Genomic DNA, 23,139 nt, shown 5'->3' with positions numbered 1-23,139 from the left:
TTTAAGGACAACCTATAAACTCCTTTTCAGTTATTATATAATCTACAGGAACATCGCATTCTTCCATTGGCACCTCAGCTACTACTTGCAAATCATAAGCTAAAACTAATTTTTTAATCTTCTTATTACTTAGCTTTTTAAAATATCTATCATAAAACCCAGCTCCATATCCCATTCTTCCGCCATTCCTATCAAATGCTACTCCTGGCACTATTATTAAATCAAGATTATTGGGATTAATACTTGTTTTTTCAATTGAAGGTTCCAAAATCCCATAGGAATTTTCCATTAATTCAGCTAATGCTATAATTTCGACCGCATCCATATTTTTAGTTTTAAAATCTGTTCTAGGCACATAAATTTTTTTATTATCACTTAAAGCTCTATTTATTATTCCTTTTGTGTTTATTTCCGAATCATAGGATACATAGATAAATATGTTTTCTGCTTTTTTATAATAGTCAGTTTTTAAAAATTCATCAGTTATTTTATTGTCAGCCTTTTCTTTTTCAATTGCATCCATCACTTGTCGTTTTCTTAAAATTTCTTTCCTTAATTCCTTTTTATTAATAATTGTCATAACACCGCTCCTATAATTATATTTACAACGTACTTTTTATTTTTCGCACCTAAATATAATTTTTATTCCTTATATATTTATCGAACAAATTGCAATATTTCTTATTATATTTATTATATTTATTACTTTAACAAATTAATATATCTACAATGCACTGATAATTATTACAATTATATTTTTTTAGTTAATGTGTCTATTTTATATTGTTCTTAACTTTATTGATTATACATATATCTTTTAATATAATTAACATGAAATACTTATCTGAGGAAAGGAGCAGAATCTATGCAGTACAATATTAAATTAATAAAACGAGAACATTATAGACCAACTTTTTGGTCTGGAGGAATGGCTACAGAATTGATAACATATCCACCAACTTCTAATTATGCAAATAGAAATTTCCTATGGAGGCTTGGAATAGCTAAAATTGACATATCAGAATCCACTTTTAGTGAACTTCCAGGTGTTTCACGTAAATTCATGGTTACTGAAGGTAAACTTACTATTGATCATGAAACAAAATACAAAAAATTACTTGCTCCCTTTGATCAAGATAGTTTTCTAGGTGATTGGAAAACAAAAACTTATGGTAAAGCTTCTGTGTTTAACTTAATGACAAGAGAAAATTATGATGGGGAATTAATTCATTTTAATATTCTTCCCAAAAAGCAATATAATTTTAAATATAAAGCTGCATTAAATAAAGATTTAATATCACTTTGCTTTTATGTAGTAACTGGTGGCTTTAAAATAATTATCGATAATAAAACTATTACCGCTCAGAAAAATGATTTACTATTGGTTGATTGCATAAATTCCAACTATTTTCATGAATTCTTATTTAGTAGCGAGTCATTGGAAATCACAAATATAATTACAAGCATAGTCTATCGTGAATAGAATATATTTGATAAAGGACACAATCTCAAATTGCATTTTTTTACATTTGAGATATTTCCTTTTCTATAAATCAAAATCTCTTAATACAATTTTATTTTTTTTGAAAATCACTTCTTTTACTATTTCATAAGTATCTTTATCTATAGTGATCCTATAAATGTTAGGACACCCTTCTTCACGCCACTTTTTCATATACTTTGCTGTTGCATCTACATCTGTATAATAATTTTCATCATAGTAATCTGAGAATTCTAAATAAGATAATAAACTTTTTTTATCTAATACAATATTTTCTTTCTCTACATTATTACATATTGGAACAAAAAATCTTAACGGAACTTCATATTCATATCTTGAATTTCCTTTAATAGTTCTTGCCTCCATGAGTGCTCTTCTAAAGAAAATATTGCTTTTATCTTTATCATCTAATTTTAATTTAAATATTATTTTTCCACTTCTATTTTTTTCTAATTTTATTTTAATCATTTGCCCACCGTCTGTCATAAATATTCTATTTCTATTCATTTTATCATGATGAATGCGTAATGTCTAAAATTTATAAATTCTAAAAACAAGTATATTCCTTGTCCCTTCACTATCTTAAAGAATCTATCTACATTTTCATTATATATATAATATTAAAATGAGCTTGATTAAACTTGTATATTTTTAATATAATATGTATATATTATCACTTTTGAATTAATATAATTCTAACTAGGAGGACATGATTTTGGATAATTCTTTTATATCTGATATGAATATTTTTAATAATAATATATCATTTCTAATTAAGCTTAGAGCTAAACCACAAATTTTAGAAATTATTGAAAAAAAGCATTTAGATGAGATTTCTGAAGAAATTTCGATTGAAGATAAAAGAAATGATTTAATCATTTGGAATGCAATGTACACTCGAGAAATAGTAGGCAATGGTATTCTTACAAAATATCTGCATCCAATATACAATAAATTTTACACTTTAATACCATCACTCAATACTTTAAAAGAACTTCAAGAACTTGAAATAAAGATGATAGATACTTACATTAATTTACTTATTAATGATGTTGAAGTTAAAGACAACTTTGTTATAAACAGAATATTAAAGCATCTACACCTTAATATAGAAAGCCAAATTTCTTTGAAAAAATTAGCTACAGATTTGAATTTATCTGAAGGATATATATCTGAATGTTTTAAAAAACATATGGGAATAACAATTATGAAATATGCAAAAAAAATTAGAATTGATAGGGCTAAAGTATTACTTGTAACAACAACTACTAGTATTTTAGAAATAAGTCTAATATTAGGCTTTCATGACCAAAGCCACTTTCATAAAGTCTTTAAAGCTTTTACAGGTGCTTCTCCCTCTGAATATAGAAATAATAATTTTGGCTAAATAAAAAAGACAAAATTTAAATAAATAAATTTTGTCTTTTATATAAATATATTATGGGTATCATAAATTACTTTTTGAAGCTATAAATATTACAACTTCCAAATTTCTTTATTATATTGAGCTATTGTTCTATCTGAAGAAAAGAATCCTGCTTTACTTATGTTAATCAATACTTTCTTATTCCAAGCTTCCCTATCTTCATAATCTTTAAACATAAGATCTTTAGTCTTAATATAATCCTCAATATCAAGTAAAGTCATAAACCAATCTTTATTAATTAATTCTTTGTGAAGTCTTGTAAGATTTTCTTCATCTCCAACTTCTAACATTTCATCACTTATTATAAAATCAACTAATTTTTTAATTGATGGTTTTTTATAGAACTTCTTAGCAACATAATCTGCTTTCTTATAATGTTCAATAACAACCTCAGAAGATTGTCCAAAAATATAAATATTATCATCACCAACTAGCTCATGTATCTCAACATTTGCTCCATCTTCAGTTCCTAAAGTTAATGCTCCATTTAGCATAAATTTCATATTACCAGTACCTGATGCTTCTTTTGATGCTAGTGAAATTTGTTCTGATACATCACAAGCTGGAATTAACTTAGAAGCTTTTGTTACATTATAGTTTTCAATCATAATGACTTTTAAATATTTATTAACTTCAGTATCATTATTAATCATTTCTTGCAAACAAAGTATAGTATGGATTATATCTTGAGCAATTACATAAGCAGGAGCAGCCTTAGCACCAAATATCATAGTTATTGGAGTAGTTGGCTTATTTCCTTTCTTTATATCCAAATATTTATAAATAATATATAATACATTCATTTGTTGTCTCTTATATTCATGTAGTCTTTTAATTTGAATATCAAAAATAGAGTTTTCATCTATATCTATACTTTGAGTTTCTTTTAAATAATTCTTTAATGTAAGTTTATTTTCTTTCTTTATTTGTCCAAGTTTATTTAATACTGCTTTATCATCTATAAATTTAGATAAGTTTTCTAATTTAGAAGCATCCTTCTTATATCCATCCCCTATAAGTTCAGTAATATAGCTTGATAGTTCGTTATTGCAATGAATTAACCATCTTCTAAAAGTTATTCCATTAGTCTTATTATTAAATTTTCCTGGATAGATATCGTAAAATGCTTTTAATTCTTCATTTTTTAAGATTTCAGTGTGTAACGCAGCAACTCCATTTACACTGTATCCATAGTGAATATCCATGTGAGCCATGTGCACTCTTTTATCCTTATCTATAATAGCTACCTGTTCATCTTTGAATTTACTCTTAACTTGATTATCCAATTCTCTAATAATAGGTAATAAATGTGGTACAACTTTTTGTAAATAAGCCATTGGCCATTTTTCTAAAGCTTCTGCTAAGATTGTATGATTTGTATAAGCACAAGTCTTAGATACTATTTCAATAGCTTCTGACATTAAAATTCCCTTTTCACCTAATAATCTTATTAATTCTGGTATAACCATTGATGGATGTGTATCATTAATTTGAACTACAACATGCTCATGTAATTTATGAAGATCATATCCATTTTCTTCAGCTTCAAGTAATATTAATTGAGCTGCATTACTTACCATAAAATATTGTTGATATATTCTTAATAAATGTCCAGCTTCATCACTGTCATCTGGATATAAGAATAATGTTAAATTCTTTTTTATATTCTCTTTATCAAAATCAATTCCTTCTTTAACCAATGATTCATCTATTGTATCTATATCAAATAAACGAAGTTTATTTGAAGCTTGATCATATCCAGTCACATCAATATCGTAAAGAGTTGAAGTAACTGAAAATCCTCCAAAGGGAACTTCAAATTTTATATTTGATTTAGTAAGCCAGCTTTCTTTTGTTAACCATGGATTTTTAATGGCCTTCTGCTTATTATCTTCAAATATTTGTTGAAATAAACCAAAGTGATAGTTTAAACCTACTCCATCGCCATTCAGGCCTAGGGTTGCAATAGAGTCTAGAAAACATGCCGCTAGCCGTCCAAGTCCACCGTTTCCTAACGAAGGTTCTAATTCAATTTCTTCAATTTCAGTTAAGTCCTTTCCGCCTTTAGCCAAAACTTCTTTAACCTCGTCATAAATACCTAAATTAATTAAATTATTGGATAATAATTTGCCAATTAAAAATTCTGCAGATATATAATATAATTTTCTCTTTCCTTGGTTTGTACCTTTTTCCTTAGCAATTCCTTTTGTCAATTCTAACAATGCTGAATAAATTTCTTCGCTACTAGCCTTATTGATTGTCTTTTTAAACCTTTTCTTTAAGATCTCATTTAAATTCTTTTCTACCATATAATTTCCCACCTTCTTATAATTAATTTATATTTTGATGAGTTGCAACTTTAATTTAGCATTATTATATCAATTTAACAAAAAAACATATGTATATTTCTTTTTATTTTTGTATATTTCAAATATCAATTTAGAATTTGTATTATTCTATAAGAATTCATAAGCATAAACTCTAACTAATAAACTTAAAATAACATTTCTAGCTTCTCAGACATATTTTTACAAAATACTAATTATATTTAATTATAACATCATAGTAGCTTTATTTCGACTATATTTTTTCATATTATGAAAGTAATTCAGTTTATAATTAAATTTATAGTTAAAATAAATGGAAGTTCTTGAAATAAAATTTATTTTCTATTTCAAAAACTTCCAAAGAAAAATCAAAATTTTTCCACTTCATTTTAATTTATAATTAATTAACTTTTATTTTAGTTTTGAGCTCCTTGTCTTGACCTTCTTGAATACCACTTAGGAAACATTATAGAAAAAGCTATCATAACAGGAGTTGAAATATTCCCATATGCAGTACTTATAGCATAATAAGTGCTTATTGATGCTGTATATAATAATACAATTCGTACAAGTGCTTGGCTCATACATACAAAGCCCCATATTATTGAAAGTTGTTTCATAATCGTTCTAAATTGTGGTCTATTTTTTACCTCTTCTGGGGCATTTTTTAAATAACTTTGTTCAACTATTATTTGAATCAAGGATCTCTTAAATAATAAAGACCCAAAGAATATTGCTGCAACTAAAATATCCTGTACTATTGGAGCTATTAAATAGAAAGTAGGATTTTTTGAAACAACGGTTCCAATTAATCCAATTCCAGCAAAAACTGCACTCATTGTTGCAAGCGCATTTAACGTCTTCTCTTTAACATAGTTAATACAAACTACTCCTATACTCCAAACACCAGTTAATATTATACCTTCAAGGGTCATGCCATACTTATCAAATACTGTAAAAATAAGAATAGGAATTATTGCACTTATTATAAAATCCTTGTTAAACACATTTTTTAATACCGACTTATTATTATTTTGTACTTGCCCCATTAGTATTCCCCCCTCTTATTTCCAGCTCATATTAGCATTTTTTATATAAATTTCTGGATCAATAACAGCTTTATCTAGTATAGCTTGTGTTTCTTCTTTTATATACCCTAAAGTTACCACTTCTTCCCCTGCACTTTTTAAGGCTGAAAATAATGGTTTGTATAATTCTTTAAGTTTATCATCATATTGAACACTTCCAAAAATTCCACCTTGTCCACATAAAATTGCTCCTGCTAAATTTCCTTTGCACATAACTTCAAAAGTCTTCAAAAGACCTTCAAAATTATAGTTTCCTGGAAATCCACAATTTGAAATTAATACAGTTTTAGAAAGCGATTCTCTTTCATAACGTCTAGGATGTGTATATTTACCATCAACTTTTATTATTTCTGGTTTTCCTAAAGGAAGTTTACGATCCATAAAATCTTTCATTAACCCAGTAACTGTATAATAGTATAATGGTGTAGCATAAACCATTATATCTGTCTCTGAAACTTTTAATAATAATTCTTCCATATCATCTTTATGAATGCATTTTCCTGGTGTTTTAGTCCAGCAAGTAAAACATCCAATGCAATGTTTTATTTCCTTATCTTTTAGATATATTGTTTCTACTTCTGCTCCTTTATCTGCACAGCCCTTTAAAAATTCCTGCAAAAGCACTTCAGTATTTCCTTTTTCTCCTCTTGGACTTCCATTTATAGCTAATACTTTCATTTTAAACACCTCTCCTAAATATATCTAGTGTACTTACTTATGCACTGATTGATTTTATTATTCTTATACTTCTTCTAACTTTTTCAAGATCTCTTCACACCATTTTATTTGTGCCTCTTCCATTTTCACACCATAATTCACTGTACTAAGATATAGTATTGTGCTTTTCTTATCTACATTCTGTAATTTAGTGCTAAGTATATTTTCTATTTCAGAATACTGTTTAAGTTCTTCTTCACATTTTTCTTTAACTTTCTTTATTTTTTCTTTCATTACTTCTATTGGTATATCTTTTGATAAAAATATCCTTAGTAAAAATTCTGATCTTTTTGGTTCATATTCCATTGGAAGCATAAGCCATTCTTGCAATTGGTCCCTTCCCTTTTGAGTTATTGAATATATATTTTTTGCTGGTCTTCCTTCTGTTTGTTTTACTTCTTTTGTTATTAATTCTTCATCTTCCAGCCTTTGAAGCATTGGATATATGTGACCATAATTTTCATTCCAAAAGTATCCTATCGAGGAATCACAAAACTTTTTAATATCATATCCAGACCCTGACATTATACTTAATACTCCTAATAAAGCATATTTTGTTTTATTTATTTTTGCCATTTAGCTTCACACCTTTTAATATTTTCTTTCGATATATATATCACTCTGATATATTATAATTGAATTATATCACTCTGATATATAAAGTCAATACATTTTTAACTTAAAATAGAAAAAAACCAAACATTAAATTTCACATAAAATGTCTAGTCTTTTTCTAACTCAATTAAGTATATAGATGTACATAAATCTTAATCAATATTTATGATTTGAAATTTATACCCCATAAAGAGTACTCTTTTACACAATGTTGTATTGATATAATATCTGTGAAGCAAAGTATCAGGTATTCTTTTTTACCTACTGCATACACTCTAAAATTCAACTATTTATTTGAGCATTGAACATTTTCCTAAATTCTTCATTATTATATTCAATATAATCTATCCTTCTTACTGACATAGCTCCCATTAAGCTATTTGTTATAATCACTTCTTCTGAATTTCCTAAATCTTTTATTGTGATACTTTTTTCATTAACTTTAAAGTTCTTCATAATTTCAGATCTTATTACGCCTCCTAATAGGCCATCTTCTAGTTTAGGAGTAAAAATCTCTTTATTCTGTACAATAAATATATTGGCACAACTTGTTTCTGTTATATTTTCTTTTTGATTTAGAAATATAACATCATCAAATCCTATCTTTTGGGCATTTTCTTTTTCAATTAAATTTTCTATATAACATGTAGACTTTATATAACACAGCCTTGAAGTGCTATTTCTCCTTACTTTTGAAATTGTTAATGCCATACCTTTATTATAATCTTCTTGCTTATAATTAATTTCTCTCTCTGTGATTATAAGATTTAAAGGTGTAACAGTTATTTTTAACACCTTATCTTTTATTGACAATTTATTAAGATATTCTCTTAACGCCTGCTCTTCTAAAGGTTTCAAATTTATTTCTGCCATTGCATTTTTTAATCTTGTTAAATGCTCATCTAGAAATAGCGGTTTATCTCTCCAGAGAATTGTCTCAAATACGCTTCTTCCAAAAAATAAGCCTTCATCTAATAATATTTTATTCTTGTTATAAATTATCTCTCTCATTTATAATACCCCAATTAATGCTTTAGCTTTGTCTATTGTTTCAAACCATTCTGCTTCCTCTATAGACTCCCAGGTGATTCCACCGCCAACACCTAAATAAGCTTTATTATCCTTCTTAACAATACTCCTAATAACAATATTAAAATCACTATTTCCTCTTAAATCAAAATATCCTATGGATCCCGTATAAATATTTCTCTTCAGCTTTTCAAGTTCCTCTATTATTTCCATTGCTCTTATCTTGGGCGCACCTGTAATTGATCCTCCTGGAAAACACTCTCTCACACATTTTACAGACGAAACATTGCCTTTCAACTTTCCTTCTATTGTTGCTACAAGGTGGAATACAGTTTCATACGTCTCCAATTTAAACAGTTCAGTAACTTTTACAGAATTAGGGTTACAAACTTTACTTAAATCATTTCTTTCTAAATCTACAATCATTAATAACTCTGATTTATCTTTCTCAGAATTTATTAGCTGATTTTTATTTTTTTCATCTTCTTCAAGATTTCTTCCTCTAGGCCTAGTTCCTTTAATTGGCCTTGTTTGAACGACCCCATCTATAATAGATAAGAATCTTTCTGGTGAAGAACTTATTACTTGAAAATCTTTAAAATTCATATACGCTGAAAATGGTGCTTTATTTGCATCTCTTAATTTTTTATATATTTTATAAGAATCTTCATTGTTATTACACCATATCCTTCTAGTCATATTAGCTATGTATACATCTCCACTTCTAATATATTCCTTTAGCATTGATATTGCTTTTTGATATTCATCTTTATTGAAATTAGAAAAAAACACATTGTTAGAACTTGTTAATTGGGATAACTCTTCTTCAATATAATTTTCTAAACATTTTTCTATTCCTAATATACTTATTGAAGCTTCTTCGTTTTGTCCTGCTGCAGTTACATATGTTTTCTTATTATGTAAATCAAAGATAAACATGTTATCAAAAAAAATAAAAATACTATCTGGAATACTAAAATCTTCAGTTGAGTTATTAGGTAATTCCTCTAATACCCTTCCTATATCATAAGAAAAATATCCAATAGCTCCACTTATAAAAGGAAGTTTATTATTAACGCTAAGCTTATATTCATCTATAAGCTTTTCTAATTTATGAAATGGATCAACATCATTATATACTTCGTTATCAATTAATACTTGTCTCCCTTTAGCAACAAACTTCCTATATGGATTTAATCCAATAAAAGAGTATCTTGATAACAGCTTATCTTCTTTTGAACTATCTAAAAATATGCTATCTTCATAATCTTTAAAAAGATTATATGTATAAACTGGATCATAATACTTATTTAATTCTTTTATTTTAAAATTTATCATTTCTAAACCTCCTACATTCTAAAACAAAATTTTTAAGAATTTTATGACCATCTTCAGTAAGTTCCGCTTCTGGATGGAATTGAACTCCATATATAGGCAAACTATTATGCCTAACTCCCATAATTACTCCATCTGAGGTTTCTGCTGTAATTACTAACTCTTTTGACATTTTTTCTTTACTAATTATTAATGAGTGATACCTAGTTACTTTAAGCGATTTTTTAACTCCATAAAATATATCTTCTCCGCTATGCATTATTTCACTTATTTTCCCATGCATAGGTTTTATTCCCTTAACAATTCTGCAACCAAAATAATGCCCAATACACTGATGCCCTAAGCATATCCCAAGTATCGGTATAATCCCTTTGAATCTATCAATTATATCTAAACAAAACCCTGCCTCCCTAGGATTTTTAGGCCCAGGCGATATAACTATTCCTAAATATTTTTTTCTATCTATACAATTCATATCAACCTTATCATTCCTAACTACATCTACCACCTCTCCAATTTCCTCAAAATACCTAACAAGGTTATATACAAACGAATCATAATTATCTATCATTAATAACATTGAATCAATCCTTCCTAATTAATTTAGCTAATTTCATATTTGCTAAACAGCTAATTTTCTAATTTTCAGTTTTATAAAAAAAGAAAAATTACTCAAAATGTTAAATAATTATAGATGAAAAAATCCATAACAAAATCAGTTATTCTCTTATATATTCAACAAGAATGCTATTTTCCTTTGAGTAAATTTAAAAATCTCAAACAAAATTAAAATTAGAGTTGATTTTAATAGTATACATCATCCCTGGCATCGAAACACTAGATCCAGCTCTCTTAAACCTATATATTGTCCAAAATATATACTTTCATAACTCTTGTTAAAAGCCAATGGAATTTTTCTTGAAGCTATATCAGTATATTTACACATTATATCTGATATACCTCAGTATATAATTTTATATAGTCAAGCCTGTAATCTATTATAAATTTTCTACATTTTTTCACGATGTATTTTCAAGTTCTCTGGCTTCTTTCTTATGTTATCCTCATCGCTTTCGCTTACACGATTCTCCCACAGCATAGCTAGCGGATTAAACTATTCATTTATTGTAAATCACGCATATATTAACTCCTCAATCACATTCTGCTGAAGGTCTAAATGTAAATCATTAATATTTCTATATACAACATTCCCCTGCACATAAAGATCACTCATATATTGCTTAAATTCTTCATCAGGTTCATCATAACACATTCTTTTTTTACTCCATTTCTTATTTACAGAAAACTGTAGTTTTTTTCTGCATTCCATACATTCTGCACAATTAGGAAGTTTTAACTGCTGATATCTTGCTGAAAAGCATACTCGCCCAACAGATAATAATTGATTATTGTATATCACAATGGGAAGTTTTACCACCTCGCTTAACTCTGTTATTTTTTCCGGATGATAATTTACTTCTATTTCCTGTATATGAAATTCTTCCAGTAATTTTATCTTCTCATTATCCATAAGACTATATTCATATAATCCTGCTATTACTTTATCATTTTCATTAGTAAGCAGACGTTTTGCCCAATTACAGTCTAACATAGATCTAGTCAAAACCCTTCCAAATACAGGAATAATTTGTTTGTTTTCAATTAACTTACTGCATCTATGAAGCAATCCATAGTCATTAAATGTAACCTTTAATGAAATTATCCTTGATAAATCTTCTATTCTTTTTACTAAATCATCCATATATATGTCTGGCACAATAGGCGTAAGAAATCTTACTGTTTTTTGCTTATCCTTGCACTTTTTTGCAAAATCTAATACAGAATCGTGCAAGCACAGATAAATACACCCTTCATCTCCTAATACTACTCCATTGGATTGAACTTCAATTGTTTCATCATCCAAATCTGAGATATATTTTCTAAAACTAATATTAATGATAATCTCCCCCTATCATAAATTCTTCATATTTATTTCCGATGTATTTACAACTGTTTTTACTACACAAGGTATACTTCCACCATGAAGGTAAAATCTCATTTATAGAAATATCATCATTGTTAATTATCTTACTAAAAAGGCTCACAATTCCCTGCATTTTTCTATAATCCATTTCCCTTCCAACAATTTTTATTGCTTTTACCCCTGCAGACTTGCATCTCCTTAATGAACATAATCCACATCTTGCTTCTACATCAAATATATTAGAAGGTTCATCCGAATTTACCTGATAAATTCCTTTACAGAAAAGCCCCGGATCAAACTTATCTTCTCCATAATCATGTAAAAAACTACATGTTCCATTAAACATTGAGCACCCTTGATAACCAACAACTTCTATATCCATGATATTAGACATACACATTTTTTCAATTTCTTGTAATGTAACATGATAAGATAAACAAATTCGTTTAATATCATATTCTTTAAAAAACGCAATTTGTTCTCTATTAATTGTTCTAAAGAAAATGCTACTATGCAGTTCTACATCATATTTCTCCCTTACTAATCTAAGAAGACCTAAATCCCCCAAAACAATTGAATCCACGCCTGCACGAATAGCATTCCCACAATAATCTAAAAAGTGCCTTTCCAATATATGTTTATCACTAATATCTTGTAGATATTGAATATTGGCAAGAAAGTTCACCTTAACTCCCTTTGTATGTGCATATTCTACAATTCTTTCTAGTTCTGTGAACTCTGGAAGAATTCTAGTTGAATTTCCTGTGAACTTTCCTCTTCCCGTGAATGAATATGTACCAAACAATCCTTCATCCGCACCCGTATAAATTTCACCCGCACCACTTTCAATTACAGCCATACAGGATTTCATACTATTAACTGGAGCCATTATTACCATCAAACTATCTCCTTACTAATTCTTAGTTATAGCCCTCTAAAACTAGTGGCCTATTTTTAGACAATAATTACATTCTTATTTACATTCATACTTTAGCTTCTTAATTACCTAAATTTTTATTTAGATATTCTAATAATTCTTTACTAAGGCTTTCCTCTTTCTCTGCTGCCATAATTACTCCATTTCCTATTTCAGCTACAATTCCTTTATTTCCTGTACAATAATATTTTGTTACAGCATTCCGAATCAGTTCCCAATGTTTTGCCCTCTCCCCTAACTTTGGTACAAACATCTTCAAATCCAAATTCGTTATTACAGAAATATAATTAAGCATACTTGCGTAATTCAGCAAGTCTTTATGTATCCTATTAAGACGATATAAATTTGCATTTGCCAGTAACTCTGCATAATTCATTCTCATTTCATTTGATAATAGACTCTCCGAAAGATACTTCCCATAATTCCTTATTTCACTAAACAACATACTAGTGCTTAATAATCTTGCATTATTATACAGTTCTTCAATAATAAAATTTTGGTCATTATTTTTACACTGAGTCACTTCCATAATAGCGTATCTTGCTCTTTTGTTTCTGCTAGAAAATTTTATAATCCCATCTGAAAAAGTTGGATCAAGGCATATAAAACCATCTATACCACTTTTACCTATCGCCATAATACAATGAATAGGAAATGCCTTAGTATATACACTTTCTATCCAATCTGCATCTTTTAAATCTATAGCTAACGCTAAAGGCTTATCTATTTCAAGTATTCTGGTATCTTTCACTAAACTCTCCATTGAAATATCATTCCATTGTAAATCAATGTTGTAATATTTTTTTAATGATGTCTCTGCTATAGGAATATCTGTATACAAAAATTCTCTTCCCCATGAATGTTCAAACATAAGTTCATGAGGTATCCTTTTCCATTCCAAATATGTCGCAAAAACCATTTCTCCACATGCCAGATTATCATTTCTGTATGGCTTTATATCCAACATACTTTAACTACCTCTTTTCTTTCTTGCAACTAATTATGTGTGTTTATATATATGCTATATGAAATATTAATCAGTTGGCCTAGTGTTTCCATCTTGTTTATATCCAAATCATCCATTGTGAAAATAACATCCAGTTGCGCTTCCAAAGCTACAATCATTTTAATAAAATTGAAGGAATCAAAAGATAAATCATTAATAAAATTAGTATTTTCATTCAATTCGTCTATTTTTATATTCACATCATTCGTTTCAATTACTACATTTTTTATAATTTCTTTTATTTCATCATATGAATAATTCATATACTATTCTTCTCCTTTTATTAAGTATTTCTTCAATATTTTACCAGAACTATTTTTAGGAAGACTATCTATAAACTCTATTTTTCTAGGTATCTTATAGTCTGCAACAAATTTCTTACAGTATTGCTTAATTGAATTTTCCGTTAAATCAGCATTATTGTTCAATACAACATATGCCTTCATTTCATCGTCCTTTCCCTCTGATATGCTTATGATTGATACTTCACTTACACCTTCAATCTCTTTTATGATATTTTCAATTTCATTCGCATACACCTTAAGTCCATTTATGTTAATCATACTATCGCTTCTTCCCATGTAATACAGAACATTATTTTCTTTCTTTACAATATCACCAGTCCTAAATAAACCATTATAAAACTTCTCGACATTGAGTTTTTCAGGGTATAAATAATGGAAATCTATAATATCACTTTTAATCAGTAGCTCCCCATAATTTTCTTGTTCGATAAACTCAAGTGACATAATACTAATAACAGCATCTGAAATCATACATCCAATTGAATAATCCAAAGTCAACGGCTGTTTTCCAATCGCCATAGTTCCCGCTTCTGTAGAACCATAGTTTTGAAATATATCAATTCCTGAAAGTTCTTTGAACTGAGATGCTGTTTCTAATTCAATAGCACCTCCTGCTGAGAAGCTTTTCTTAACACTTGATAAATCAAATATGTTTTTATTCGCCTTCAATATCTCACAAAACATTTTATAAATAAATGGAGTTACAAACATATGAGAGACTTTCAATTTTCCAATCTGCGACAGAATATACTTTGGATATTTGATATCCGCAAGTGCTACGCTTAAACCATAGTATAAAGGAAATAAAGTTCCACCTACCAATCCATAAGAATGAAACAAAGGTGATAATGGCAAAAAAACTGCATCCGTTTCTACTGGTGCAAATGGATTTTCTAATGAAATAATTTCATTAAGCAAAGCACTTTCGGTTCTAGCTACTGCTTTACTTTCTCCTTGACTACCACTCGTGAATTGAATAATTCTATCCTCCGAATTACAACTAATACAATGTTGTAAGCTTGAATCTCTTATTAATAAAGTACACCCATTAAATTCAGTTTCTACAGACATGTTAGCATAATTCTCTATATATTTGCTTTGTACCACAAAATACCTAAGATTTAAGCAGTTAATATGATATTTGATTTCATTCTTTTTAAAGTATACTGGTAACAGTGCAGCTGGATTTCCACTCTTAAACAGTGCCAAAGTCCAGAATATTATCTCTGGTTCATTGTCAAACACGATTCCTATCGGTTCATTCTGTTCAGTCCCTAGTCCCTTTATTATCTCACTGTACTCATTAATCTTACTTCGTAACATTCCATATTTAATCAAATCTTCTCTATAATAAATAGCTGTTTTCTCCGGATTAAGATCACAATTCAACAGTATTTTATCTATAATCATCTGAGCTCCTCCCAGAATTAATGTTCTCAAAAAACTGAGTCAAAGACTCCTTTTCCTGACACTTCAATTCTTTCAAAATGCTTTTAACGTCACTTAAAATATTTTTATCCTTACAAAAATTGTACTTTACCATAAAGAAGGTTACATTTTTCAATACCTTCTCATATTCTATATATCTGGCACATAAATCTCTGTAATACTTCTCATAGGTTGTCTTTAATTCTGCTAAGTAATTCAATCTACTAATCATAAGATGTTTATGATCATATAACATATAGAATATTTTAGTGTAGCACCACTCATTCACAATATTATCCAAGTAACAAATCACAGCATCATAGACATCCAAACCATACACATTCTCTTTCTGATTTATTACATTATACAGATACCAGTACTCCGGAACCTTAGATTCAGCATAAAACTGTAAACTATTTATAATATTATGCTCATCAAATTCAAACTCGCAATCTTCACAACACTGAAATACATATAGTTGATCATTAAGATAATTTCTCTTTTCGTCATTAATGGAATGTGCAAAAGCATTCTCTAAGTCATCAAAGGATATGGTGCTAAATGTATATTTATGAGATTCTGTAAATAAAAAGTCACTGCAATAAAAAACCTTTTTTAACGAATCATAACCATAAATAAGCATGTCATGCCCAAATGATTCTTTGTTATAATATATTGAATCGCTAATATAGTAGTAATCAAGCATAATATCTATATATCTTCCCTCATCAATCCACTTAATTACCTTATTTATGATACTCTCAGAAGCATCTAAAATATATTTAACAGATATTTTGTCTGAAACAAGCCACTCGCATTGATCATATGGTCTCACCCTATATGGCGCTTGAAAATACATATCTCCCCACTGACCTTTTGCATAATCCTTATTGCAGTAAATCAATATATAATTGCTAATAATCCATTCAAGTGTTTTTTTATTATTACCCAAAACTGCCAGCATATGTGCATGATTAGTATAGGTTGTTATAATAGGATAGGTTACTGGTAATACTCTTTTACCTTCTTTAGAAATTTCAAATTCATGCTTTATATTATTCATACTTGTCTCCTTTGTCTAGTACGTAATTAATACTCAATTACACTTTTGTACTTATATATTGGGCCATGGAATAAATTGTACTAAACGCTGCAAATGTCATCTTCTCATAATCAAAATTAATCTGAAACGTCTCCTCTAAAGTAACAATAATCTGTATAAATTCTATAGAATCTATGTTTAAATCAGATAATTTTGAATCTGCTGACACTTCAAAACCATCATTCTTTCCGATAAAATCACTAATTATTTCTATTATTTTTCTCAAAATATTGTTCAATGTCCAATTTGTACTTTTCGGATTCATTAGAATACCGCTATGCTCTTCATCCAAAATACACCTTATTGTTTTATCTCTATCCAACTTTCCATTCATGTTATATTTAAATTTATCCATTTTAATAAAATCAGCAGGAATCATATATTTAGGTAGCTTCTTCGATATATATTCCTTTATTTCAGTATATGACTTATTAACCCCTATATAAGCAGCAACTAGTCTTTTATTAGTTATATCTAAATTTTCAACAAACACTATGGCTTTATCTATTCCAGGAATCTGATTGAGTACACTTTCAATCTCTTCAAGTTCTATTCTATAGCCATAAAATTTTATCTGATTATCAACGCGACCAATATACTGAATTGTTTTATCTGGTAGAAAACGTCCTAAATCTCCAGTCCGGAATGCCATTATATTTTGTTCTTCTATAATCTTTACAAACTTTTTGCTAGTTAGTTCTTCTTTACCAAGATATCCTTCCGCCAACCCTTTTCCGGCAATATAAATTTCACCATCCTCTCCTTCTGCTACTGGCTTCCTATTCTCATCCAAAATGAAAACTTCTGTTCCGTAAATCGGGAACCCGATATTAACACTATTCTTATCTGTTAAGTCACTAACCATTGACCAGATTGTTGTCTCAGTTGGACCATACATATTATAGATTTTTGCTTTCGTCACATTCTTAAGATTCAAAAGTAAGTTATGAGGAAACTTTTCTCCACCAACCATGATGTCCGATATGTTTTCCATACTCTTTTTCCCATTCTGATTGTTTATCAGCATTTGAAGTGCTGATGGAGTCATCTGTAGCATGTTAATATCATACTTAGCAATAAGTTCAGCAATCTTTTCCTGATCATTTTTTTCTTCATCATCTGCCAGAATCACGGTTAAACCTAGATACACAGGTACAATACTCTCCATGAAAAAGATATCAAATCCAGCAGTCGTTAAACATAAAATACGTTTTTTCGCTCTAAAATCAATACACTTAGCCATTCCATCAATAAAATACCTTAGTCCTTCCCGTTTTATCATCACACCTTTAGGATTTCCAGTTGTCCCTGACGTATATAACACATACGCTAATTCACTTTTGTATTGTTTTTGAATTGTAACTGAACTAATTCCATAACTATCATCTAATGAAATAATATTTACCCCTGTAAACAGTTTTTTATAGTTAGATGATGTTATTACAGTATGGACACCTGAATCCTTTATTATATATTCAATTCTTTCTTTTGGATGTTTCAAATCTAATGGTAAAAAGGTAATGCCAAGTCTCAGCATTGCCAGCATAGTAAATATGACATCTGGAGACCGTTCTAATGCTATTGCAACTAAACTTTCCTGTCTTATATTTGTTAGCACTATGCTTTCAATTTGAAATATTCTTTCCATAATTCTGTCATATTCAAATATTTCGTTATGGAATATTAATTTACTTTGTGCATGTATTTCTCTCATAAATTCTCACCTCCTGGTATAGTGTCATAATATTTTATCTGCTGTATAGCAGGCTAGCATGGACTTGTATGTTGTATATTCTAAATCTAATAAATTTAATACGCTTTCACATAAACCATCATATTTATCTGCAGGTGCATTGGTTAGATTATTCTTTAACAAAGCATAGTTTATAGCTTCCCACTTTATATATATATCTTTAAGTTTCGATAAAACTTCCTGATTTTTTTCATAATACTTAAGCATATGTGTATACACTAACATTCTACTATGCAGTATTCCATTATATTTAATATTAAAAAACAGATCCTCTGCCGATTTTGCAATTTCCTCAATAGGAAACTGTTTCTTCATATTTCTAATCCGATATGCAAAATCTTTTAATTTTTCATAATTATCATATAAATCTATCTCTATATTTTTTTTGAACTTATAATGAATCTGATTCAATTCTATGGTTGTTATCTTTTTTACAGATATCTCATAATTAAAATCATAATAAATATGCCCCATCTTTCTAGATGCCTTAAACAAATCACTAAAACCAAAGAAGCCTACATATGTTTCATAATTTCTTACTGTCGGTACTAGACAATCAGATATATAGGCTTCATTATCTCGATAACCAATCACTGTTAAAAAATGTGGTCTAAATTTTGAGGGAATTTTATTATAATATGTAATATACTCTGTGTTGATTGCTATAATAACAGGAACGCCTTCATCAATCTTCTTTTTAATGAATATATTGAATTCTTCTTCATTCACACCACAGGGTATCTTTTTTATTGAAATTTTTTCATTTATCTGTTCAAAGAAATTTTGAATCATAATATTGGAATCATGAAATAAAACAATATCTTTTAGACTTTTTGCATTATCATCCCATTGATAATCAAATCTCATTCCATCACCAAGGAAAAATATATCACTTTCCATAATATCCAAACCGCAATTATAAAACAAATTAGAAAATGATGATATCAGACAAGCATTACTAACAAAAGATGAATATTTCTTAAATACATATTTCTCCATAGGCTACCTCATAAAACATTATTTTTTGCATTTCTATATATAACCCTAATTGCATCTTCCAGGCTTGTTTCTAAAATAGTAAAATCCTTCACATTATATCCCTTATTCATGATATTCATCATAATTTCTGCTGGACTCGTTTTCTGACGGCTAAAAGAAATATTTACTTTATTTCCATTTTTTGATATTTGACAAAACTGTAATATTGATAAGTCTTTTATGTTATGTAGATTTTCTATCTCCATAACAATAGTGCACTGCTCATTACAGTACTCTTTGATTAGTTTATCTTTAGGTCCCTCATATATATTTTTCCCTTTATCCAGAATCAGTATCTTCTCACAGAGATTATCAATATCTGATAAATCATGAGAAGTTATCATCATAGTTACTTTTCGTTGCTGGTTAATCTGCTTTAAAAATTTAATAATATTCTCTTTTGCCGATATATCCAGTCCAATTGTAGGTTCATCAAGATACGCAACTGATGGATTATGCAAAAAAGCAAGTGCAAAATCTGACATGATTCTTTGCCCAAGGCTCAATTGTCTTACTGGTGTCTTAAAAAATGATTGGATATTTAATAGCTGTTGAAACATATCCATATTTTCATCATATTGCTTATCTGGTATTTTATAAATTCTTTTATGAAGTTCGAAGCTGTCATAAACAGGCAAATCCCAATAAAGATTACTTCGCTGTCCTGATACCAATGCTATACTTTTTCCATTTTCAATTCTTTTTTTATGTGGCGAAATGCCATTCACTGTAACACTTCCACTGGTCGGATGCATAACACCTGTTAATATCTTTATTGTCGTTGACTTTCCTGCACCATTAGGACCAATATATCCTAAAATCTCACCTTCTCTAACACTCACAGATACATCACTTAACGCTTCATAATAAGAATACTGACGTTTGAACATATCTTTTAACATACCAAGCTTACCCTCTTGCATTACTGGCTTTTTATAAACCATACTTAGATGCTCTGCTTTTATAACAATATTATTTATATTCATAAATAATCAACCTCCTGAACTTTTATACTGTTTCAATCCTAAATACCATAAACAATATGATAAATAAAAAAGAACAATACCTACCAATAAAATAATAATCATAACCGTCCAACTCATTTCATTATCTACCAGTAAATATGCTGTTGGATAATAATCAATTAATGAAATCGGCAAAATAAAGGTTAATAAAAAACGTAATCCCTTTGTATAAATACTAATTGGATATTTTAAAAGTTCACCCACAGTGTCAATCATAAAGGACATAATATTATGTGTCTGATATATCCAGAAGGATAATGACCCTATCATTACATTGAATGATGCAACAATTAAAACCCCTCCCACTAATCCTATAAGATAAAAAACTATACGTGAAGATAATGTCACCCCTGCATTATTTGCTGCAAAAGTTGCTATTGTACCACATATTATGGTAATCACAAGGTTTGTAGCCCTGAAATTTATTCCTATCACATACCAGAATGGGTTCATTGGCGCAATTAGAAACTGATCAAGTTTTCCTTCAACAATGTATCCCTGCATGGCGACCATTGGTTCCCAAGTAAAAGCACACCCTAATGAAATAACAACAAAAGAAACCGCTTGCAAAAACAGAATCTGACTAAAATTCCATCCACCAAGGGCCTTGAAGTTATAAAGAATAATCCACGCTGCAATAAATTCTACTGGATAGCGAATTAAATAACTAATGACTTCATAGAGCAGCGTATGTCCATATTGCAGTTTTGCTTTTACATTTAATAACATCATATATACAACCATCATCAACCCCCCTGCAAAATTAGTTTTTTCAAACCTAAATTAAAAAATATTTTATTAACTCCCCATAGAATTACAATCCATAGAATCTGCAAAAGAAATCCTGTAGCAGTCTCCAACATGCCTATCCTTCCCAGATAAATAGAAATAGGGAAATCAAATCCTAATCTCATCGGCAGTACTGTTACAATTTTATAAAGCCAGCTTGGGAAAAACGTTAGTGGTATAATCGCACCAGACAATATTCTAATGACATTTGTAAGTAACAGCCCAACCGTATTATACCGATCCATAAACCAAAATGAAATCAAACCAAACATATAATAAAGTTCAAAATATACTCCTATTGAAAATGCCAGTGCTAATACAGAATATACAAAGGCTCCTATTGATGCAGGGAGCATAATCCTAGTATAAATGTTAGACAAAAGAAGCATAGGGATAGATACAAATAAAAACGCAAACAGGTTTCCCCCTAAATTTGTCATAAAAACCTGAAGTTTATAGCTACAAGGAAGCTTCAGGTAGTTAACAATCATTCCTGTATTAATATCATTCTGAACAATACTCATTGGTGCCATCCCAGTCAAAAAACTTGCAATAATTGCACTTAATATCTGATATGTAAGCATCTCATTAAGGGAATAAAATTCGATATTTGCCCCACTCATATACAATGCATTCCACAAAGCAATCTGTACTGCAAGAAATATAAAAGCTCTTGCTATTGAAAATACAATATTCGCCTTATACATGGACTGAACCTTAAATGAAAGATATATGTAATATAAATATCTTTTCATATTATTCCTCCTAACTAAATATCTTTTCTCCTATTTTCCTAATTATTTCACCTGAATCACAAATAATTCCTATATCTGAATACTCAAAAATTGATGCATTACAATCTTTATTTACTGCAATAATTTTCTTGCTATTCAAAATACCGCATGCATGATGTATACTTCCAGATATTCCAAATGCAATATAAAGATCCGGTTGTATAAAGCAGCCTGATTGCCCAATCTGCAAATCTGAAGTACCAACTTCACGTTCAATCATAGGTCTGCTATAACCCAATCCTGCACCAAGATGCTTTGCTATTTTTTTTAGTATAGCAAGACTTTCACTGTCTACACCTCGTCCAACACCAAAAATAATTTTTTTTCCTTCTAGTTGTAAAGAAATATCATGATTTAATATTCTTTCCCTTTTCCGAATAAGGATAATATCTGATTTTTTCTCTTTATCATAATAAAATGTGTCAATTTTTAATGGCATTTTTCCAAGTTTTTTTTCATTAAATGCATTTTTCTTCACAACACCTAATATTGTCTTTGTATCTTTTCCAACCACAATTGCTTCCTTGGAACCAACATAAGCAGTTCTATGAAATACAAACTGTTCTATATTAGAGTTATACTCGATTTCTATGCAGTCAGCAACAATACCAGCATTTAATACTGATGCCATACTAGCAGCAACGGACCGCCACCAGTCACAATCTGGAAATAATACTAAATTAGGCATATACATAGTTATCATCTCCACAAGCAACTCACTTGTCTGATTCCGGCTTATCCTCCTCAAATCAGAACATTCAATAACATTATAAATATTAGCTGTAATTGGTAACTCTATTAACGCTTCCCTATTAGGCACAACTATAGTCACTTCACCATCTATTCCATTTATCAATTCGTGTGCCTTGCTTATCATCTGAAGACTTAATTGTGTTATTACTTTATTATCTTCTTCACAAATCACTATTATATTTTTCAT

General features: G+C 29.0%; 23 protein-coding genes. 2 read left to right on the top strand and 21 right to left on the bottom strand.

All coding sequences use genetic code 11. The features are described 5' to 3' along the window. Window position 1 precedes the first annotated feature (1 nt). Complete coding sequence (locus CSPA_RS01630; protein ID WP_015390473.1) at window positions 2-580, bottom strand: 5-formyltetrahydrofolate cyclo-ligase; 579 nt, start codon at window positions 578-580, stop codon at window positions 2-4. A 285-nt stretch (window positions 581-865) separates the two neighbouring features. Here CSPA_RS01630 and CSPA_RS01625 point away from each other — a divergent pair, with 285 nt between their 5' ends. Next, window positions 866-1,483 carry a HutD family protein gene (locus CSPA_RS01625; protein WP_015390472.1) on the top strand — a complete coding sequence of 206 codons (618 nt, stop codon included), beginning with the start codon at window positions 866-868 and terminating at the stop codon, window positions 1,481-1,483. A gap of 63 nt (window positions 1,484-1,546) precedes the next feature. Here the strand turns inward: CSPA_RS01625 and CSPA_RS01620 are convergent, their stop codons facing one another. Continuing rightward, on the bottom strand, window positions 1,547-1,969 hold the full coding sequence (locus CSPA_RS01620) for a hypothetical protein (RefSeq protein ID WP_015390471.1): 423 nt from the start codon (window positions 1,967-1,969) through the stop codon (window positions 1,547-1,549). Between the two features lie 247 nt (window positions 1,970-2,216). Between CSPA_RS01620 and CSPA_RS01615 the strand changes: the two genes are divergently transcribed. Further along, on the top strand, window positions 2,217-2,888 hold the full coding sequence (locus CSPA_RS01615) for a helix-turn-helix domain-containing protein (protein WP_015390470.1): 672 nt from the start codon (window positions 2,217-2,219) through the stop codon (window positions 2,886-2,888). A gap of 89 nt (window positions 2,889-2,977) precedes the next feature. On the opposite strand, the gene CSPA_RS01610 is transcribed toward CSPA_RS01615, so the two are convergent. From CSPA_RS01610 to CSPA_RS01520, 19 genes are all read right to left on the bottom strand, one after another. Beyond that, window positions 2,978-5,236, bottom strand: coding sequence for a glycogen/starch/alpha-glucan phosphorylase (locus CSPA_RS01610; RefSeq protein ID WP_015390469.1), 2,259 nt, complete (start codon window positions 5,234-5,236; stop codon window positions 2,978-2,980). Window positions 5,237-5,670: 434 nt separating this feature from the next. Further along, window positions 5,671-6,303, bottom strand: coding sequence for a VC0807 family protein (locus tag CSPA_RS01605; RefSeq protein ID WP_015390468.1), 633 nt, complete (start codon window positions 6,301-6,303; stop codon window positions 5,671-5,673). 15 nt (window positions 6,304-6,318) lie between these two features. Then, complete coding sequence (locus CSPA_RS01600) at window positions 6,319-7,020, bottom strand: flavodoxin family protein (RefSeq protein ID WP_015390467.1); 702 nt, start codon at window positions 7,018-7,020, stop codon at window positions 6,319-6,321. A gap of 63 nt (window positions 7,021-7,083) precedes the next feature. Continuing rightward, window positions 7,084-7,635: a PadR family transcriptional regulator gene (locus tag CSPA_RS01595; protein WP_015390466.1), complete on the bottom strand. Its 552-nt coding sequence runs from the start codon at window positions 7,633-7,635 to the stop codon at window positions 7,084-7,086. 321 nt (window positions 7,636-7,956) lie between these two features. Beyond that, a complete protein-coding gene (locus tag CSPA_RS01590) occupies window positions 7,957-8,685 on the bottom strand; it encodes an aminotransferase class IV (RefSeq protein ID WP_015390465.1) in 729 nt (242 codons plus the stop codon). Beyond that, entirely contained in the window at window positions 8,686-10,041 is a 1,356-nt protein-coding gene (gene pabB / locus CSPA_RS01585) for an aminodeoxychorismate synthase component I (RefSeq protein ID WP_015390464.1), read from the bottom strand. Continuing rightward, a complete protein-coding gene (locus CSPA_RS01580; RefSeq protein WP_015390463.1) occupies window positions 10,028-10,618 on the bottom strand; it encodes an anthranilate synthase component II in 591 nt (196 codons plus the stop codon). Before CSPA_RS01580 ends, pabB begins: the two co-directional genes overlap by 14 nt. 552 nt (window positions 10,619-11,170) lie before the next feature. After that, window positions 11,171-11,962: a hypothetical protein gene (locus CSPA_RS01575; protein ID WP_015390462.1), complete on the bottom strand. Its 792-nt coding sequence runs from the start codon at window positions 11,960-11,962 to the stop codon at window positions 11,171-11,173. Window positions 11,963-11,990: 28 nt separating this feature from the next. Then, window positions 11,991-12,920 (bottom strand): peptidase U32 family protein, encoded by a 930-nt coding sequence (locus CSPA_RS01570; protein ID WP_015390461.1) that lies wholly within the window; start codon window positions 12,918-12,920, stop codon window positions 11,991-11,993. Between the two features lie 100 nt (window positions 12,921-13,020). Next, a complete protein-coding gene (locus tag CSPA_RS01565; protein WP_015390460.1) occupies window positions 13,021-13,926 on the bottom strand; it encodes a hypothetical protein in 906 nt (301 codons plus the stop codon). A gap of 29 nt (window positions 13,927-13,955) precedes the next feature. Further along, complete coding sequence (locus CSPA_RS01560; protein WP_015390459.1) at window positions 13,956-14,228, bottom strand: acyl carrier protein; 273 nt, start codon at window positions 14,226-14,228, stop codon at window positions 13,956-13,958. 3 nt (window positions 14,229-14,231) lie between these two features. Beyond that, window positions 14,232-15,680, bottom strand: coding sequence for a class I adenylate-forming enzyme family protein (locus CSPA_RS01555; RefSeq protein ID WP_015390458.1), 1,449 nt, complete (start codon window positions 15,678-15,680; stop codon window positions 14,232-14,234). Continuing rightward, window positions 15,667-16,761 carry a hypothetical protein gene (locus CSPA_RS01550; protein ID WP_015390457.1) on the bottom strand — a complete coding sequence of 365 codons (1,095 nt, stop codon included), beginning with the start codon at window positions 16,759-16,761 and terminating at the stop codon, window positions 15,667-15,669. Before CSPA_RS01550 ends, CSPA_RS01555 begins: the two co-directional genes overlap by 14 nt. Window positions 16,762-16,798: 37 nt before the next feature. Continuing rightward, window positions 16,799-18,514 carry a non-ribosomal peptide synthetase gene (locus tag CSPA_RS01545; RefSeq protein WP_015390456.1) on the bottom strand — a complete coding sequence of 572 codons (1,716 nt, stop codon included), beginning with the start codon at window positions 18,512-18,514 and terminating at the stop codon, window positions 16,799-16,801. A 24-nt stretch (window positions 18,515-18,538) separates the two neighbouring features. Then, complete coding sequence (locus CSPA_RS01540) at window positions 18,539-19,552, bottom strand: BtrH N-terminal domain-containing protein (protein WP_015390455.1); 1,014 nt, start codon at window positions 19,550-19,552, stop codon at window positions 18,539-18,541. Window positions 19,553-19,560: 8 nt separating this feature from the next. Beyond that, window positions 19,561-20,577 carry an ABC transporter ATP-binding protein gene (locus CSPA_RS01535; RefSeq protein ID WP_015390454.1) on the bottom strand — a complete coding sequence of 339 codons (1,017 nt, stop codon included), beginning with the start codon at window positions 20,575-20,577 and terminating at the stop codon, window positions 19,561-19,563. A 6-nt stretch (window positions 20,578-20,583) separates the two neighbouring features. Continuing rightward, entirely contained in the window at window positions 20,584-21,363 is a 780-nt protein-coding gene (locus tag CSPA_RS01530) for an ABC transporter permease (protein WP_017810864.1), read from the bottom strand. Further along, window positions 21,363-22,160, bottom strand: coding sequence for an ABC transporter permease (locus CSPA_RS01525; protein ID WP_015390452.1), 798 nt, complete (start codon window positions 22,158-22,160; stop codon window positions 21,363-21,365). The genes CSPA_RS01530 and CSPA_RS01525 overlap by 1 nt, the downstream gene beginning before the upstream one ends. Window positions 22,161-22,170: 10 nt before the next feature. Next, the gene (locus tag CSPA_RS01520) at window positions 22,171-23,139 is read right to left on the bottom strand and encodes an electron transfer flavoprotein subunit alpha/FixB family protein (RefSeq protein ID WP_017810865.1); all 969 of its coding nucleotides are present in this window, start codon (window positions 23,137-23,139) and stop codon (window positions 22,171-22,173) included.

It is taken from the genome of Clostridium saccharoperbutylacetonicum N1-4(HMT), assembly GCF_000340885.1.
GTDB lineage: Bacteria > Bacillota > Clostridia > Clostridiales > Clostridiaceae > Clostridium > Clostridium saccharoperbutylacetonicum.
This window is presented reverse-complemented; position numbering and strand designations above follow the sequence as displayed.

Excerpts from the sequence above, each read along its gene's own strand:
- CSPA_RS01530 (WP_017810864.1), bottom strand. The coding sequence starts at position 21,363 with ATGATGGTTGTATATATGATGTTATTAAATGTAAAAGCAAAACTGCAA.
- CSPA_RS01525 (WP_015390452.1), bottom strand. The coding sequence starts at position 22,160 with ATGAAAAGATATTTATATTACATATATCTTTCATTTAAGGTTCAGTCC.
- CSPA_RS01555 (WP_015390458.1), bottom strand. The coding sequence starts at position 15,680 with ATGATTATAGATAAAATACTGTTGAATTGTGATCTTAATCCGGAGAAA.
- CSPA_RS01570 (WP_015390461.1), bottom strand. The coding sequence starts at position 12,920 with ATGGTAATAATGGCTCCAGTTAATAGTATGAAATCCTGTATGGCTGTA.
- CSPA_RS01535 (WP_015390454.1), bottom strand. The coding sequence starts at position 20,577 with ATGAATATAAATAATATTGTTATAAAAGCAGAGCATCTAAGTATGGTT.
- CSPA_RS01630 (WP_015390473.1), bottom strand. The coding sequence starts at position 580 with ATGACAATTATTAATAAAAAGGAATTAAGGAAAGAAATTTTAAGAAAA.
- CSPA_RS01540 (WP_015390455.1), bottom strand. The coding sequence starts at position 19,552 with ATGGAGAAATATGTATTTAAGAAATATTCATCTTTTGTTAGTAATGCT.
- CSPA_RS01545 (WP_015390456.1), bottom strand. The coding sequence starts at position 18,514 with ATGAGAGAAATACATGCACAAAGTAAATTAATATTCCATAACGAAATA.
- CSPA_RS01610 (WP_015390469.1), bottom strand. The coding sequence starts at position 5,236 with ATGGTAGAAAAGAATTTAAATGAGATCTTAAAGAAAAGGTTTAAAAAG.
- CSPA_RS01580 (WP_015390463.1), bottom strand. The coding sequence starts at position 10,618 with ATGTTATTAATGATAGATAATTATGATTCGTTTGTATATAACCTTGTT.
- CSPA_RS01550 (WP_015390457.1), bottom strand. The coding sequence starts at position 16,761 with ATGAATAATATAAAGCATGAATTTGAAATTTCTAAAGAAGGTAAAAGA.
- pabB (WP_015390464.1), bottom strand. The coding sequence starts at position 10,041 with ATGATAAATTTTAAAATAAAAGAATTAAATAAGTATTATGATCCAGTT.
- CSPA_RS01605 (WP_015390468.1), bottom strand. The coding sequence starts at position 6,303 with ATGGGGCAAGTACAAAATAATAATAAGTCGGTATTAAAAAATGTGTTT.
- CSPA_RS01590 (WP_015390465.1), bottom strand. The coding sequence starts at position 8,685 with ATGAGAGAGATAATTTATAACAAGAATAAAATATTATTAGATGAAGGC.
- CSPA_RS01595 (WP_015390466.1), bottom strand. The coding sequence starts at position 7,635 with ATGGCAAAAATAAATAAAACAAAATATGCTTTATTAGGAGTATTAAGT.
- CSPA_RS01620 (WP_015390471.1), bottom strand. The coding sequence starts at position 1,969 with ATGATTAAAATAAAATTAGAAAAAAATAGAAGTGGAAAAATAATATTT.
- CSPA_RS01565 (WP_015390460.1), bottom strand. The coding sequence starts at position 13,926 with ATGTTGGATATAAAGCCATACAGAAATGATAATCTGGCATGTGGAGAA.
- CSPA_RS01560 (WP_015390459.1), bottom strand. The coding sequence starts at position 14,228 with ATGAATTATTCATATGATGAAATAAAAGAAATTATAAAAAATGTAGTA.
- CSPA_RS01520 (WP_017810865.1), bottom strand. The coding sequence starts at position 23,139 with ATGAAAAATATAATAGTGATTTGTGAAGAAGATAATAAAGTAATAACA.
- CSPA_RS01600 (WP_015390467.1), bottom strand. The coding sequence starts at position 7,020 with ATGAAAGTATTAGCTATAAATGGAAGTCCAAGAGGAGAAAAAGGAAAT.
- CSPA_RS01625 (WP_015390472.1), top strand. The coding sequence starts at position 866 with ATGCAGTACAATATTAAATTAATAAAACGAGAACATTATAGACCAACT.